Below are 15348 nucleotides of genomic sequence, written 5' to 3' on the forward strand. Positions count from 1 at the left end.
TTAGAACCTATATCCTGCCCTCATCATAAAGGCACTGCCTACCTCAATGGTGCCAAAAAAATCTCTCAGCTTCATGTAATACGCCGCTTTTGGATAAATGTTACGGAACATGCGGGCCGTGGCCGAATCCTCGGTGTACTTAACGTTGTTAATATTGTTATTGCCAAAGGTGGTGCCCAGGTAACCACGGATGCCATGCTGAAATTCCACATTATTTTGGTTATGGAATATCACCTCGGTGGTTAGGCCAAGGCTGAAGAGATCGCTGCGGCTATCAACGTAAAAGGCGGGCTGGTTGGCTACCAGTTTACGGTAGGCCAGGTAATCGCCAAATTCATGGCTGAAGGCGGCCTCAACACCGATGAATCTGAAATCAACCCTACCCTCGGTTACAAAGGCATTTGCCGAAAAACGTCCGCCTACGGCGCCGAAAAACTTGTCACTAAAGTAATTGGGGGCAGCTTTGTCACTCGAACCGTTCTGGTAATCGCCGAAAGAGGCGAAACCACCATAGGCAACGTTAAAATTATTGAAACGATGACCCTGGCTCAGGTTAACCTGGCCGCTAATGATCAGGTCATTAAAGCTGCTGTTGGCGTGCATGTCCAGTCCGCCGGAAACATAGGTGGATGAGGCCTCCTTATCAAACGAGGCTGGTTTGGGCATATACGCAATATCGTTATGGAACAGCGCCGGCGAGTACACCCGCGAGCAGGCACTCAGCATCAGCATCGCGCAACCGCATATAAATGGTAACTTTATCTTCATAGGTCAAATTTTAAATTCTTCTTCACTATATAACGCGCAGTGTAGCGGTTTATGCGTAGCGCGCTACACCGCTACACCTGGTGTAGCATGCTACACCACTCATTATCAATATATTAATATTTTTAATACTACACCTGTTTCACTTATTTAGCGTACTATTTTGTAGCGCTAAGCTACAGGTTAACGCGCAAGTTCATCAAAAAATTCACCGTTAAAACTATCGGCAAAATGCAATATGTTATCATACTTCGCAAAACCAGCTATAGAGTGCGTGGTGGTTAATACCACGGCTTTCATCCCTGCATTAACTGCCGATTCTACACCTTTTGGCACATCCTCAAATACAATACAGTCTGTTGGGTTAACTTGTAATAGTTCGGCGCATTTAAGGTACGTTTCGGGGTGTGGTTTACTGATCAGCACATCATCGGCACTTACTACGGCTTTAAAGTAGTGGCGGATGTTAAGGTTATCCAACACAAAATCAATATTGAATGGTATAGCTGCAGATCCTATCGCCATTAAAATACCTGCCTGGTGTGCTTGCTCCAAAAACTCGGACAAACCGGGTAGCAGGCGTAAATGCGGCAGGTACTCCCGTTGGTATTGCTGTTCCTTTAACATAGATAGGCGGTCCATCTCTTCGGCTGTAAACCTGCCTGCTCCAAATACGCGGGTTATCAGTTCGGGGTTTTTACCGTATAGTTGCGGGGCAAGCTCGTTGGTGGTAAAGTTAGTACCTAACTCCTGGTTAAACATGTTCGTCCAGGCACGGCCATGATAAGCCATGTCATCTATCATGGTTCCGTTTAAATCAAATAAAAATGCACGCATTGTTAGTATATGTTTTTGTTTGGTGGCACTGTGTAAGTCAGGTGAGCTGCCTCCGCCCGCAAAAGTAACAAACCCTTTTATCTACCCAAAAAAACAAGTCTTTAAAACCGACGTTGAGCAACCAATTGCTTATTAATAAAGTATTAACCTATAACTAATAATTGTATTATAAAAGTTACAAGGTTTACAACGTTATTAAGTCGAAATTTAAAACCATATGATATATAAAAGCGTAGCTATAGTTGTAAAAAATTTATTGGTGCTTACCCCCTGTCACTGCATCTATGAACGAACTTAACCGACTACAAGCTGTACAAAGGTTTAAACACCTTGATGCCGCTATCACAGCCGATCTGGAAGAGATCGTTAAACTCGCCGCGCACCTATGCAAAACGCCGGTTGCACTAATTACTTTGCTTGATGATGACGTGCAATGGTTTAAAGTGCGCACGGGGGTTGATATCGAATCGACCGACAGGAGCCTGGCCTTTTGTAATTATACCATACAGCAGGATGGCCTGATGATAGTGCCCAACCTGGCGGTAGACCCACGCTTTGTAGACAACGCTTTGGTTCATCGCGACCCGCATGTACGTTTTTATGCCGGAGCTTCGCTTAAAACTAATGATGGCCACGCTATTGGCAGTTTATGTGTTGTTGACCTGGAAGCACGCGACCTTGATGAACACCAGCAGCACGCGCTTAAAGTACTGTCAAAACAGGTAATGAACCTGATGGAACTTAACCACAGCCTTACCGAACTGGAGCAGCGCCACCATGAAACCAAGCTGCAAAAAAAGATCATTGAAGAATCGGAACTAAAGCTGAACGCCATATTTAACAGCAGCCGCGACACGCATGTGCTGGTGAACAATAATCTGGAGATACTGGCCTTTAACAATGCCGCTGAAGAGTTTGCGCAGGAAAACAATGGCAGCGGCCTGATAACCGGCGATTGCCTGCTTAACCATGTTACCCCTAACCGCGTTGAATCTCTTAAAAAATTATTTGCACGTGCTTTTAAAGGCGAAACGGTGAAAAAAGAATGGATACTAAATGCCGATACCCCTCAGGCCCGTTGGAAAGAGGTTGTATTTGTCCCTATAAAAAATAAAGCTGACGAGATCATTGGCGTGGCCCTCAACTCAACCGACGTTACAGAACGTAAAATGCAGGAGGACCAGATCAATATCCAAAACGCCGCGCTTACCCGCATTGCCATCATCCAATCGCACGAGTTACGCCGTCCGGTAGCGTCGCTGTTAGGTATTATGGCCCTCATCAAATTGGAACAAAGCAAAGCAGCCCCCGAGTATTTTGAGATGCTGGAGCTTACCGTGCAGGAGCTGGATCAGAAGATATGCGAGATCGTAAAGGATTCGGAAGATACGATCAATGGGTATATGTCGGTAGCCTAGTTACCACTCTCGACCTCCCTTTTGGGAAGGATAAATATTATTTATGTCATTGCGAGCGTAGCAATCTCCGCATGCTAATTGTACAACTTGTATGCGGAGATTGCTTCGTCGTTCCTCCTCGCAATGACAAAACCTTGTTTCTACTCTACACTACAGTGCACTTTTCCATACACTCCAAACCGATTAAACTATCTTATGGTATCTTCCCGGTATTGGCATTGTTGTTGTATAAACCTATATAGCTACAAAAATGAAGAACATTATGAAAGATCAATCAAAAATTATAGCAGCCTTATTGGTAGGCGCGGCCGCAGGTGCGGTATTGGGTTTATTGTTTGCTCCGGATAGTGGTGAAAACACCCGCGGAAGTATTGCCGGTTACGCCGATGACCTGGCCGGAAAAGCTAAAGACAAAGCCCGTTCAGCATCTGATAGCATCAGAGACTACGGTAACAGTGCCTACGAAAAAGTAAGAGCCAGGTTTAATGGCGCTGCCGATGACCTGTATAACTACCGCGATGGCGTAAGCGACGAGATACGCTCAAAAGGCGAAGATATTGCCGATGATGCCCGCGACCATGTTGCCAACGCTAAATCAAAAGTTAAAAGCGCTGCCAATGATGTGAACGACGCTATTCAAAGCGCATAAACAAGTCACCTTATCCCCGCAAGGGTTTCTATAAATAATAAGAACAGTTAATTTTTAATAAAATGCCCCTAACGCGAGGTTAGGGGCATTTTTTATAGCGCATACGTAGCGCGGACTGTCATGCTGAGGCACTCGAAGCATGCGGGAAGAGGCCTTTGCGCTCACCCTTCGACGGGGCTCAGGGTGACACCTAACAGGCAGAGCTTCCTTTTACTTCTTCTCCGACACCTCCATCAACTCCTTTAAATACTTCCCCCAAATAGTGGGGTTAGAATGTGTGCCGTGGCCGGATGTCTCATCCGTTATGGGCAGCAGGATGTAATGGCCTTTGGCTACTTTTTTAATCTCGCGTTCCATAATGCCCAGTTCGGGTGGGTTCACTTCGTCATCTGCCGAATTAATGGCAAACAGCGGTGCTTTTATTTTTGACAGATGCGGCGCAGGGTTATAATAGCGCGAAGCATCAAAGGCATAGATCACATCGTTAGCATCCAACGTAGTTTGGTAGCGTTTCCAGGTGCGCTCCACAATAGCATCCTCCAATTCGCGGGTTGGCGCAGCCTTCTGCATCTGCAGCGGACTGCTACCCATAAACATCAGCACCGCCGAAGCGCCTATCAGCCCTTCTTTGGGTTGTTCTTTGTACTCCCCTCCCATCCAGGCCGGGTCGTTCTCTATCAGGTCAATGGCCAGTTTGCGGGTCATGCGGTTTCGGCCCGCAATCTCAACGGGGTTGCTGGCCAGCGGCATCAGGGCATCCATAAAATCGGGATAGGTATAGCCCCAAACCCAGGTATGCATGGCACCCATTGATGTACCCATCACCAAACGCAGGTGTTTAAGGCCCAAATGCTCGGTTATAAGCAGGTATTGCGCCTTCACCATATCATTATAAGTATATTTCGGAAACTTCATGTGCAGGCCATCACTGGGCTTGCTTGATTTGCCATGACCTATACCATCAATAAATATCATATAATACTTAGTAGCATCCAAAGGTGCGCCGGGGGCAAACAAAGTATTAGAGAACCGCGCGATAGACACCAGTCCCTGCGAATTACCGGTAGTGCCATGCGTTATTAAAACGCCGTTATCTATGTTTCCCTTAGCATCCTTATGCGGTTGCCCTACGGTGATATAGTGGATGTTCATTTCGGGCAGTTTTTCGCCGCTTTCGAACAGGAAATCTTTGGTTTTGTAGTCGCCTTCTATGGGTTTGGGGTAATTGGTTTGGGCTTGGGTGGTTATGGCTGCTGATAGTAGCAGGATGAGGAAGGTGTTTTTGAGCATGATGGATCGGGTTTTGTTTGTGTAATATACGAAAACCTGCAAGTGTCAACAAGCACGTCATTACGAGCGAGGAACGAGCGTAGTAATCCCCGACAGGAAAGTCACGTGCATACCGTTCTCAATGGGATGGCCACGCTACGCTCGCCATGACGTAGTAGGTGGGAACAAAAAAAGCCCCCGATAATTCGGGGGCTTTCCATATCAAAAATGAGGTATATTATAATTTACCGATCTCTTGAACTAAATCGATCAATTTGTTTGAGTAACCCCACTCGTTATCATACCATGATACAACTTTAACAAAGTTATCGCTCAAAGCAATACCTGCTTTTGCATCAAAAATTGAAGTACGTGCGTCACCTTTGAAGTCTTCAGATACAACTTCGTCTTCAGTGTAACCCAGGATACCTTTTAATTCGCCTTCTGAAGCTTCTTTCATAGCAGCTTTAATTTGCTCGTAAGTAGCAGGAGTTTTTAAGCGGGCAACCAAGTCAACAACAGATACGTCGGCAACAGGTACGCGGAATGACATACCGGTTAATTTACCTTTCAACTCTGGCAATACCAAACCTACAGCTTTAGCAGCACCGGTTGATGAAGGGATGATGTTCTGGTAAGCACCACGGCCACCTCTCCAGTCTTTTGCAGACGGGCTATCAACAGTTTTTTGAGTGGCAGTTACCGCATGGATAGTGCTCATCAAACCTTCTTCGATACCAAATTTATCATTTAATACTTTAGCGATAGGCGCTAAACAGTTAGTAGTACATGAAGCGTTAGATACGATAGTTTGCTCTGCTTTTAACAGTTTATGATTTACACCCATTACGAAAGTAGGGGTATCGTCTTTAGCCGGCGCGCTCATCACTACTTTTTTGGCACCTGCGTCAATGTGTTTTTGAGCAGTATCCAGTGTTAAGAATAAACCGGTAGACTCGATGATAACTTCAGCACCAACTTCATTCCATTTAAGGTTTGCAGGGTCTTTTTCAGCAGTTACACGAATAGTTTTACCGTTAACAACCAAATGGCCACCTTCAACAGCAATAGTACCTTTGAAAGCACCGTGAGTTGAATCGTACTTTAACATGTAAGCCATGTAGTCCGGGTCAACAAGGTCATTAATACCAACAACTTCAATGTCGGCTCTTTCAACAGCAGCTCTGAATGCCAGGCGTCCAATACGGCCGAAACCGTTGATTCCTATTTTCATGATTTTTTAATTTTTATTTGAATAATACGTTAATAGATTGTTTATAGGCTCTTTTATGATACTTGTAATCTCCAATCCTGACTCGGCAGCTACCTCGTGCAGGTAGGTTTGAAATGCAAAAGCGACTGATCCTTCAAAATGCAAAGAAGCACCCGGATGTTGCTTATGTAAAGGTAACAAGTATGTGGTTATTAGTTTACTAAATCCTGTTTTTATGACGTTAGCAAGATATTGATCTTCGTGATTCTCCATATAAAAATCACTGAATGAACTCAGGAACAGGGCCGGTTGTTTTTGGCGATAAACTTTCTCCAACAGGTTACTGCGGTCGGCATCAAATTGCTTTACAAACTTTTTGCGCAGATGCTCGGGCAGGGTTTCGTTCATAAAGCTTTTTACCAGCTGGCGGCCCAGCCAATTGCCGGATCCTTCATCGGCCAAAATATAACCTAAGCCATAATTGTTAGGTTTAACCTTGCGCCCATCGTACCAGGCAGCGTTACTCCCGCTTCCGCAGATGCCTACAATACCCGGCGAGTTTTTGCAGCAGGCAATGGCCGCGCCCTCAATATCATGCGCTATGTTTACCTTGGCAAATTTAAAAAAGCCTTCAAAAGCTTTTTGCACCACCGCTTTCAGATCAGTTGATGAAGCGCCGGCACCAAAAAAATATACCTTCTTTATTTCTTCGGCGTGGTGTATCAGGTTAATGTTTTTGTTGAATAGTTGTGTGATGTGTTTCTCATCATTAAAATAGGGATTGATGCCATTTGTTTTAAAAGAGGCAACAGTACGCCCCTTGTCCGACAGTCGCCAGTCGGCATGATTTGATCCGCTATATACAACTGCTATCATTTATATAGATAACACGTCAACCATTTTCAACAAGTCTTCTTCCAGTTTAAACTCGTGGCCGCTAAGAGCCTCTTGCAACGATGTAATTTTAATGTGGTTAGCTTCTAAACCAACCATTTTTTGCGAGTGACCGGCAATTAAAGCATTAACCGCCGCGTAACCTAAACGGCTACCCAATACGCGATCGAAACTGCTTGGCGCGCCACCACGTTGTAAGTGGCCCAGTACGGTAACTTTAATATCGTAGTCAACCTCTTTTTCAACAGCTTTGGCCAGGTCGTAAATACCGCCGCTCTTATCGCCTTCGGCAACAATTACAATACTGGATGATTTTTTATTAGCCTGCAATTGTGCTATAAGTTCTGGGATAGTAGTAGACTTTTCGGGCATTAAAATAGCCTCAGCACCGGTTGAGATACCCGCGCGTAGCGCGATAGCACCCGAATCGCGACCCATAACTTCTACGAAGAACAAACGATCGTGTGAGTCAGCTGTATCCCTGATTTTATCAATAGCCTCGATAACGGTGTTGGTAGCGGTATCGAAACCCAGGGTATAGGTTGAGCCGTACAAATCGTTATCAATAGTGCCCGGCACACCCATTACGGCAATGTCGGGATATTTTTGCGAGAAACGCAGCGCGCCGGTAAAAGTACCGTCGCCACCTATTACTACTAAGGCATCAATGCCTTGTGCTTTGGCATTCTGGTAAGCGGTTTCCATGCCCTCGTCTGTACGGAAAGGCAGGCAACGCGCGGTTTTAAGTATGGTACCGCCCAGGCTCAGTATATTGCTAACCGAGCGACTGTTCATAGCATACATATCATTTTCGATCAAGCCTTTATAGCCTTGTCTTATCCCTACAACTTCTATCCCGTTATACAAAGCAGTGCGTACTACGGCCCTTATGCAGGGGTTCATGCCGGGTGCATCGCCTCCGGAAGTTAATACGCCAAGTTTTGAAATTTTATGCATGGTTTATAATGATATTATTTTGCGAATATAAGGTGTGAAAATTACACCATTAAATTTATTTTTATTTATTTTTGATGAGTTGACATTGTATCGTCAAAATTATAAACTTTAATTTAAACGTCATTTGGAAGAAAAATTACCCGCGTTTGAGTCAGTATTTTCTATTGACTGCTTAATTTTTGGATTTGAAGCCGGTGAGCTTAAAATTTTATTAATTGAACGTAATGAAGAGCCTTTTAAAGATAAGCTGGCCCTACCCGGCTACATTGTAAAACAGGATGAAAGCCTTGACGATGCCGCCGAACGTATCCTATACGAGCTAACCGGCCTGCGCGATCTGCCGATGAAGCAGTTCCACACTTTTGGTGAGGTGAACAGGCACCCGCAGGGCCGCGTTATTACGGTAGGTTACTATGCGTTGATACGTATTGCCGGCCAAAAAGAACTGCGCCCTATTACACAATACGCAAAACGAGCCTACTGGCACCCGGTTAACGAACTACCTAAACTGGCTTTTGACCATACCGAGATATTCACCAACGGCTTCGGCAAAATACGCCGCAGGCTAAACCACCAGCCCATAGCGTTTGATTTGCTGCCCGAAAAATTTACCCTTACCCAACTGCAAAGCCTTTACGAAGCCATCCTGAACAAAAAGTTGGACAAACGTAACTTCCGCAAAAAAATGCTCAGCTACGGCTTTTTGAAAGAACTGGTTGAAAAACAAAAAGGCGTATCCTACCGTGCGGCCAAGCTGTATAAGTTTGACAGGCGCAAGTATGCCAAGATCTTCCAGAGCGAATTGGCGGGGGAAGTGTAGGGTTTTAGAATCAAGAGCCGGGAACCAAGAATCAAGATTTTTTGGTTTGTGAAATATTAAAAAAGCCGTGACTGCGTCACGGCTTTTTTTGTGTCCGAAAATTCAAGGCATAAAAAAAGAGCCAAGACATACATCTTGACTCTTGACTCTTGACTCTCTAAAACTACGCCTCCGCAGCTAACTCCATGTGGAATTTCACCAGGCTATCTATAGGCGAGCGGATAATGTTGCCTACGGTCATGCCGTTTTCGGTGGCAACTTCTTCCAGCACGTTGCGGAAGTTATAACCTACCGAACCTATGCAGTTGAAAGTATATTTTTGATAATCAGGGTAACGGGTTACCAGGTTCTTGAAGAAATCTTCGAACGAGGTTTTAACGAGGTTACGTGAGTATTGAATGTTTACATTGTTATCATACACAAACTTGCTGAAGCTTGCGCAGAAACGGTTTGGCAAAGGCTGCGTATAAACCGCTTCATTGATATCATCAGGCGTTAATTTAAAGGTCTCCCAAAACAAATCGCGCACCGCATCAGGCATATAACCGCGAATGTAGTCGGTCAATAATTTTTTGCCGATGTAGCAACCGCTGCCTTCATCACCCAGGATGTATGCGCCCGAATCAATGTTTTGTACAATATCTTTACCATCATAAATACAGGTATTGGTACCGGTACCTAATATGGCGGCGAAACCCGGCGTACGGCCCAGCAAAGCGCGGGCTGCGGCCATCAAGTCATGCCCTATGTTAACTTTAGCATTGGTAAAAACAGCGCTCATGGCGGTTTGAACGTGTTTACGTTTCTCGTCTGTAGAACAGCCTGCACCGTAGTAGTTTACTTCGGTAATTTTGTCTGTTTCCAGGTCAGTTGGTAAACTTTCGTTTAGCGAGTTGATAATGTACTCAATACTTGAAAAGTAAGGATTGTAGCCCTCGGTATTGAAGTAAACTTTCTTACCATCGTCGGTAAGTAAACACCAGTTCGTTTTGGTCGAACCGCCGTCAGCAATAATGATCATACCTTTAAGTTTTTAAAATAGTGCTCTAAAAGTATAATTTCTTATTGTAATTCATACAATAAGGTGCAAAAAAGTTACGTTTTTATTCGCCGGCCTGTTATTTATCACATCAAAGGGGGCTGCTTAAAAGCTATTTTCGGCTAAACATTATCTCATAATCAGCTGTAATAACCACCCGTGGGTTGTAAAAACCACCATTACCATCGGGGGTATCAGGGTTACCGCTGTATACAACGTGTACAAATAACAATAAGTGTCCGTTTCTAACGTCGTAAGTGGTGTACAAGGGCTTAGCCAGTAGCGTACCTATAATGCTGGTAGTACCTTGAGCCGGGTTAATGCTGCTCAGACCTAAAATGTGGGTATTGTCAAAACTCCTGATCACCAAACCGTCAGCCTCTTTGGCAGTAGTGGTGTAGTTCCAGGTGCTGTAAAAGTTAAAATCGTAAGGTGTAGGCACGCCCATGCCGTTAAAGCGGGTCATGGTTTCGGATATAGCAATGCTGTTATCGCTGGCAAATGTCATGCTAAATGAGTACGGAAACTGAATAAACAGGTTACCGTTTATCGTTTGCTTCATTTGCGTGCTCACGCTATCGTAAGTGGTTTTAAACGTGGTTTTATAATCCTTGTTATTAATATTAATAACGGAATCTATCGTACCGTCAATTTTGGTAACCTTCCATCCGCCTAAAATATTAAAGCCTTCACGCCCTTCTTTAGGGGTAGCACCCTTTTTTTTGATGCAACCGGTAAGTGCACCCAGTACGGCAATAAACAACAGGTATTTGCTAAAGTTCTTCATGTAAGTTCAGTTCTTATCTGCCAATTAATAACAATACGTATACCAATAGCATAAAGTTTTAACATTGTTATAGGTAAAAGGGGGGTGCTAAGCACAAATTTAGCTATTTTACAACATTTAGTGCTAACATTTTTTGCAAGGCTATATACCGGTTTTACTAACGCGAAGGGTAATTGGGGAATTTATGCATCACCAAAGCTCCCCAATTGCCATAGCTACCTACCATACAGGTAATGCGGGTACTGCCATTGCATATCCTTGCTTACCTTAATGGTATCGTTCTCCTGGCTCAGTTTTTTTAACCTGTCGGGAAAACGCAAAGGGTCGTTGGTATCGGCCATCCATTTCAATAACTGGTAAAGCAGGCGCTTTTTAACGGCGGCGTATTTGGGGTTGGTTGATAGATCGTTAAACTCCCATGGGTCCTGCTGCAAATCATACAGTTGTATTTTGTTGGGATGCAACCATTCGGCGTAAGTTTTTTGTACCTGCGGCGATGCGGTTTGCAGTTCATTCATAGTTGGGCTGCCACCCAACGGAGATTTAGGCCCGGCATTTAAATAGCGCTGCGCCACAATATTGGTAGGCTTATCCAACAGCGAGTAGATCAATTTATACTGCTTATCGCGTATGGCGCGGCGCGGATTGTAAAGGTCGGTTTGGTCGATATTTTTTTCAGTATAGAGGTATTGCCTGAAATTGCCGTCGTGGTTATTAAAAAGCGGCAATAAGCTTTTACCCGGCAGTGTTTTATCGGCAGGTAAGCCGGCTACATCCATCAGCGTGGGCGTAATATCAATGCTTGATATCAGCGCGTTGCTTACCCTACCCTGCTTAATTTTGCCCGGCCAGTTTACCATAAAAGGCACTTTGGTACCAGCCTCGTATACATCGAACTTACCGCGGGCCATTTCGTCGCCGTGGTCTGACAGGAAGATCACCAGCGTATTACGCGCCTTGCCGCCGGCTTTCAGCTTACCCAGCAGCTCACCTACGCATTCGTCCAAACGCAACAGGCAGTTGTACATGGCGGTGGTGTATTCGCGTATCAGTTTGTTATCGTGCTGCAGGTAGCTAAAAGGTTTAACCTGCTGCTCGGTCACCGCCTGCTTCGGGCTGCCGTCAATCTGGTTAATAAAGGGCCAGTGCGCATCGGGGTAATTCACCATTAAAAAGAAGGGCGCTTCGCCATCACGCATAAATTTATCGGCATAATCCGCGTAGCGATTCATATCCTTACGCTCGTAATTGGGGCTTGTAAGGGGGTGATAGCCTATCGGGAACTCAGATTCGGGCATTACATGCAATTTGCCTATCATACCGGTGCGATAGCCGGCATCTTTCAGCCGCGCGTAAATGGTTTTAACCGGCATGGCATATTTAAAACCGAAGGTAGTTAAGCCCAAATGCCCGGTTTGGTGCGGATACAATCCCGACAATATACTGCTGCGCGACGGACTGCAAACCGACTGCGTTACATAAGCATTGTTAAAACGGAAACCACCAGTAGCAATCCTATCCAGATTAGGCGTTTTGATCACCTCATCGCCATAGCAGGAAAGGTGCGGCCCGTGATCTTCGCTTACTATCAATAAAATATTGGGCCGTTCATCCGCAGGCTGCGCGCCAAAGGCACATACCAACACAAAAAGTGCAAGCCCGGCCAGGCCTGTCAAGCCTGTAGCCAGGTAAATTTTCCATTTCATTGCCGTAAGCTTCCCTCGCGTTTGTTTACTATTTTAAAAACCAGGGTGTTACAAATTTAGGCGGGAAGCAGGCTTGATGGTAATATTTTATTTTGGAATGGTGGTATTAATTTCGAAAGCATTACCAATGACTGGTTGAAGCTTTTAACTTCGACCTAAAATACGTCAAGCTTTCAGCTTAACGTCGAAACGCGGTCTCGAAGCATATTTACGCGTTTTGGAAACCAGGGACAACGAAAGGATTAATATGTAATTTAGAAACTTACAACTTAAACTATATTACAATGAAGAAAATAATCTTAACACTAGCTGTAGCCTTAGCTAATTACTCAACGTATGCGCAAACCAACACATTTCCTTCAAGTGGAAATGCCGGTATCGGAACAACGGCTCCAACTAACGCACTTACGTTCGCATCATCAGTAGGAGGAATTGACAACTACAATACTGCGAATCAGACAACAAACTATGAACGAATGCGTCAGCAGTTTATTTCTAACAGCTACACATTTAGGACCGAGGCGGCTGGTACTGGCACCGTTAGAAACTTCTCATTTTTAGGTGGAAACGTTGGGATTAACACTAACAATCCCGGAGGAAACCTTTCGGTAAACCAGACAACTGATGCGATAGCGGGAGTAGTGATAGCAACACCAAGTAGCGCAACGGGAGGTATAACTTCATTGCAGTTTAACTACAATGGTGTGAGCACACCCACCACCAACCGTGTCGCGCGTATTAGTACCATTACTCAATCTGGTGGCGGAGGAGATCTGACGTTTGAAACAGCACCCAGTACTTCAGGGGCATTTTCTTCGAAGATGACCATTCTACGCGGTGGTAACGTTGGCATTGGTACATCGTCACCAACTAATCTACTGCATATTAGTTCGGCTTCAAGCGGTTTAATAACAGGGGCTTACATGCAAAACGTAACGTCATCCACAACCGCGTCTATCGCTCTTGACTTTGGTATAGCAAGCTCGGTTAATTTAGGTCTGGTATCAGGAAGGATTGCGAATGTAAGAACAAGTAGCACTAACCATGATTTGGTTTTTTCAACTTATCAAGGCACTCTCAAGGAGATGGTTAGGATTGTTTCAAATGGTAATGTGGGTATTGGGACTACTGATCCTCAAGGTTACAAACTAGCAATTAACGGTAGTGCAATAGCCACTTCTATGACAGTAAAACCCTACGCTAACTGGCCTGATTTTGTATTTAAAAAAGATTACAAACTTGCTACATTAACAGAGGTTAAAAACTATATCGAACAAAATCAACATTTACCCGACATGCCTTCTGCAAATGAAGTGAACACCAACGGGATTGACTTGGGCGAGATGAACAGACTGCTCACTAAAAAAGTAGAGGAATTAACCTTATACGCCATTGAGCAGCAACAGCAAATTGAACAACTAAAGAAAGCTCAGGAAACAAGGATATCCGCTTTAGAGAAAGCATTATTGAATATGGGAGGTAACTAAAAAGGGGGTTAATCGCGGACAGGTTTTCCCTCTTGCACTCGTTTGCAACGAGCGCCTAACATGGTTTAGCATCTGTGATGCGACGGGCGATAAAATCGCAAGCCCAGCTTAAGCACTCGTTACAAACGAGCGCAAGTTTTTGGTAGCTTTAGAATATTAAATGAAACATGAAATATCTGTTTTATAACATTTATAGAAACTTATTGAAAGTTAAAACGAATGATACGCCCATTGCTAACGCAATGTTCATACTTAGCATATTTCAATTCATTAATATCCAAACGGTATCGTTGTTTTTACAGCCTGCTGGAGTAAATTTTACGCTCGGAGGGCAACATGTATATTACCCAATTCTAATTGGACTATTTTTATTTGTAATTAATTATTTTCTTTTAGTAAAAAACATTTCAAAACTTAAAGAAAAGTATCAACACGAAAGCAATAAGCAAAAATTGAAAGGTAATATAATACTGGGCGGATATTTGGCGCTATCGTGTTTACTTTTATACATGGCAGTGTAATGCTCCGCGTGCACCCTTTTTTACTTCATTCGCTCAACCAAGAGGCAGAAGTCAAACCTAATCCATCCTACCCTGTTACTACATAAAACGACAGCCATGGGTCTCGACAGATTTAAAACCGCGCAAACCACCGACTACCCCATCGCGCTGGCCGAAATAAAACGCGGTCGTAAACGCAGTCATTGGATGTGGTACATTTTTCCGCAGATTGCCGGGTTGGGAATGACGGACACCTCACGCCGTTATGCAATTAAAGATATCACTGAAGCAAGTAACTACCTGGCCGATAAAATGCTTGGCCCCCGCCTGGTCCAGATCAGCGAGGCCCTGCTACAACTGCAAACCGATGATGCAAATACTGTTTTTGGTAGCCCGGATGATATGAAGTTACGATCAAGCATGACTTTGTTTGGCGCGGTGCCCGGCGCTTCGGCGGTTTTTGGGCAGGTGCTGGATAAATTTTATGGTGGCAAAAAAGACGAGCGCACACTGGCCATTTTGGAAAGTAAATAACAATCGTTAAAAACTTAAAAGAAAATAATTTTCATATTTAGAAAAATCAATCAAACATCCTTCCCCGTTGCTTGTTGCTAATTGTATAAAACAAACAAAAACCTACTATTATGGAAACGAGCAATTTTAACCCTCAGCAAGAGGAGCAGCAACAACAGCAAGGCCAGTCGACTAATTCATTTAACGTTGGCCAGGACAACAATGCCGGTTACAATGACCAGGACATCCAGGGATCGGACTTTGCCGAGACCGATGACCTGGATGACGACCTGGAAAACAACGACAGCACTTACGAAGAGGACGACAGCGAAGACAGTGACTTAAGTGACGATGACGATTTGGAAGATGACAGCGAATTGGACGAGGACGACAGCGACCTTGAAAACGACGACATCCCCGAGGCTGATGAGACCGACGACAATACCAACTACGGCACATCAACCGGATTAAGTTAAAAATAGCTTAAAGCAAAA

15 protein-coding genes are annotated in these 15348 nt (G+C 44.3%); 6 read left to right on the forward strand and 9 right to left on the reverse strand.

Annotated features, from left to right (window positions below):
* Positions 1 to 768: a hypothetical protein gene (locus AC59JT_RS11115; protein ID WP_497398741.1), complete on the reverse strand. Its 768-nt coding sequence runs from the start codon at positions 766 to 768 to the stop codon at positions 1 to 3.
* A 180-nt stretch (positions 769 to 948) separates the two neighbouring features.
* Positions 949 to 1602, reverse strand: a complete 654-nt coding sequence (locus tag AC59JT_RS11120; RefSeq protein WP_497398743.1) for an HAD family hydrolase — start codon at positions 1600 to 1602, stop codon at positions 949 to 951.
* A gap of 284 nt (positions 1603 to 1886) precedes the next feature.
* On the opposite strand from AC59JT_RS11120, the gene AC59JT_RS11125 reads away from it, so the two are divergent.
* Both AC59JT_RS11125 and AC59JT_RS11130 read left to right on the forward strand, forming a co-directional pair.
* Positions 1887 to 3020, forward strand: coding sequence for a GAF domain-containing protein (locus AC59JT_RS11125; RefSeq protein ID WP_497398745.1), 1134 nt, complete (start codon positions 1887 to 1889; stop codon positions 3018 to 3020).
* Positions 3021 to 3270: 250 nt separating this feature from the next.
* Positions 3271 to 3669 (forward strand): YtxH domain-containing protein, encoded by a 399-nt coding sequence (locus AC59JT_RS11130; RefSeq protein ID WP_497398747.1) that lies wholly within the window; start codon positions 3271 to 3273, stop codon positions 3667 to 3669.
* A 210-nt stretch (positions 3670 to 3879) separates the two neighbouring features.
* On the opposite strand, the gene AC59JT_RS11135 is transcribed toward AC59JT_RS11130, so the two are convergent.
* The 4 genes from AC59JT_RS11135 to pfkA form a co-directional block, all read right to left on the reverse strand.
* On the reverse strand, positions 3880 to 4959 hold the full coding sequence (locus AC59JT_RS11135; protein WP_497398749.1) for an alpha/beta fold hydrolase: 1080 nt from the start codon (positions 4957 to 4959) through the stop codon (positions 3880 to 3882).
* 217 nt (positions 4960 to 5176) lie between these two features.
* A complete protein-coding gene (gap, locus tag AC59JT_RS11140) occupies positions 5177 to 6172 on the reverse strand; it encodes a type I glyceraldehyde-3-phosphate dehydrogenase (RefSeq protein ID WP_497398751.1) in 996 nt (331 codons plus the stop codon).
* 6 nt (positions 6173 to 6178) lie between these two features.
* A complete protein-coding gene (locus AC59JT_RS11145; RefSeq protein ID WP_497398753.1) occupies positions 6179 to 7027 on the reverse strand; it encodes a hypothetical protein in 849 nt (282 codons plus the stop codon).
* On the reverse strand, positions 7028 to 8002 hold the full coding sequence (pfkA, locus tag AC59JT_RS11150; protein ID WP_497398755.1) for a 6-phosphofructokinase: 975 nt from the start codon (positions 8000 to 8002) through the stop codon (positions 7028 to 7030). It abuts the gene before it with no gap.
* A gap of 124 nt (positions 8003 to 8126) precedes the next feature.
* Here pfkA and AC59JT_RS11155 point away from each other — a divergent pair, with 124 nt between their 5' ends.
* Complete coding sequence (locus AC59JT_RS11155) at positions 8127 to 8822, forward strand: NUDIX hydrolase (protein WP_497398757.1); 696 nt, start codon at positions 8127 to 8129, stop codon at positions 8820 to 8822.
* 163 nt (positions 8823 to 8985) lie between these two features.
* Here AC59JT_RS11155 and AC59JT_RS11160 read toward each other — a convergent pair whose 3' ends face one another.
* From AC59JT_RS11160 to AC59JT_RS11170, 3 genes are all read right to left on the reverse strand, one after another.
* Entirely contained in the window at positions 8986 to 9843 is an 858-nt protein-coding gene (locus tag AC59JT_RS11160; protein WP_497398759.1) for an N-acetylglucosamine kinase, read from the reverse strand.
* A gap of 130 nt (positions 9844 to 9973) precedes the next feature.
* Positions 9974 to 10648, reverse strand: a complete 675-nt coding sequence (locus AC59JT_RS11165; RefSeq protein WP_497398761.1) for a hypothetical protein — start codon at positions 10646 to 10648, stop codon at positions 9974 to 9976.
* 215 nt (positions 10649 to 10863) lie between these two features.
* The gene (locus tag AC59JT_RS11170) at positions 10864 to 12354 is read right to left on the reverse strand and encodes a sulfatase family protein (RefSeq protein WP_497398763.1); all 1491 of its coding nucleotides are present in this window, start codon (positions 12352 to 12354) and stop codon (positions 10864 to 10866) included.
* 284 nt (positions 12355 to 12638) lie between these two features.
* Between AC59JT_RS11170 and AC59JT_RS11175 the strand changes: the two genes are divergently transcribed.
* The 3 genes from AC59JT_RS11175 (at position 12639) to AC59JT_RS11185 (ending at position 15330) form a co-directional block, all read left to right on the forward strand.
* A complete protein-coding gene (locus AC59JT_RS11175; protein WP_497398765.1) occupies positions 12639 to 13841 on the forward strand; it encodes a hypothetical protein in 1203 nt (400 codons plus the stop codon).
* 617 nt (positions 13842 to 14458) lie between these two features.
* A complete protein-coding gene (locus AC59JT_RS11180) occupies positions 14459 to 14875 on the forward strand; it encodes a DUF1810 domain-containing protein (protein WP_497398767.1) in 417 nt (138 codons plus the stop codon).
* Between the two features lie 110 nt (positions 14876 to 14985).
* Complete coding sequence (locus AC59JT_RS11185; protein WP_497398769.1) at positions 14986 to 15330, forward strand: hypothetical protein; 345 nt, start codon at positions 14986 to 14988, stop codon at positions 15328 to 15330.
* Positions 15331 to 15348: the final 18 nt, after the last annotated feature.

The sequence above is a fragment of the Mucilaginibacter sp. A3364 genome (assembly GCF_059690715.1).

What these genes read in the sequence shown, in the direction of transcription:
- gap (WP_497398751.1), bottom strand. Translation starts at nt 6,172, where the DNA reads ATGAAAATAGGAATCAACGGTTTCGGCCGTATTGGACGCCTGGCATTC.
- AC59JT_RS11160 (WP_497398759.1), bottom strand. Translation starts at nt 9,843, where the DNA reads ATGATCATTATTGCTGACGGCGGTTCGACCAAAACGAACTGGTGTTTA.
- AC59JT_RS11130 (WP_497398747.1), top strand. Translation starts at nt 3,271, where the DNA reads ATGAAGAACATTATGAAAGATCAATCAAAAATTATAGCAGCCTTATTG.
- AC59JT_RS11185 (WP_497398769.1), top strand. Translation starts at nt 14,986, where the DNA reads ATGGAAACGAGCAATTTTAACCCTCAGCAAGAGGAGCAGCAACAACAG.
- AC59JT_RS11165 (WP_497398761.1), bottom strand. Translation starts at nt 10,648, where the DNA reads ATGAAGAACTTTAGCAAATACCTGTTGTTTATTGCCGTACTGGGTGCA.
- AC59JT_RS11170 (WP_497398763.1), bottom strand. Translation starts at nt 12,354, where the DNA reads ATGAAATGGAAAATTTACCTGGCTACAGGCTTGACAGGCCTGGCCGGG.
- AC59JT_RS11145 (WP_497398753.1), bottom strand. Translation starts at nt 7,027, where the DNA reads ATGATAGCAGTTGTATATAGCGGATCAAATCATGCCGACTGGCGACTG.
- AC59JT_RS11125 (WP_497398745.1), top strand. Translation starts at nt 1,887, where the DNA reads ATGAACGAACTTAACCGACTACAAGCTGTACAAAGGTTTAAACACCTT.
- AC59JT_RS11120 (WP_497398743.1), bottom strand. Translation starts at nt 1,602, where the DNA reads ATGCGTGCATTTTTATTTGATTTAAACGGAACCATGATAGATGACATG.
- AC59JT_RS11180 (WP_497398767.1), top strand. Translation starts at nt 14,459, where the DNA reads ATGGGTCTCGACAGATTTAAAACCGCGCAAACCACCGACTACCCCATC.
- AC59JT_RS11135 (WP_497398749.1), bottom strand. Translation starts at nt 4,959, where the DNA reads ATGCTCAAAAACACCTTCCTCATCCTGCTACTATCAGCAGCCATAACC.
- pfkA (WP_497398755.1), bottom strand. Translation starts at nt 8,002, where the DNA reads ATGCATAAAATTTCAAAACTTGGCGTATTAACTTCCGGAGGCGATGCA.
- AC59JT_RS11175 (WP_497398765.1), top strand. Translation starts at nt 12,639, where the DNA reads ATGAAGAAAATAATCTTAACACTAGCTGTAGCCTTAGCTAATTACTCA.
- AC59JT_RS11115 (WP_497398741.1), bottom strand. Translation starts at nt 768, where the DNA reads ATGAAGATAAAGTTACCATTTATATGCGGTTGCGCGATGCTGATGCTG.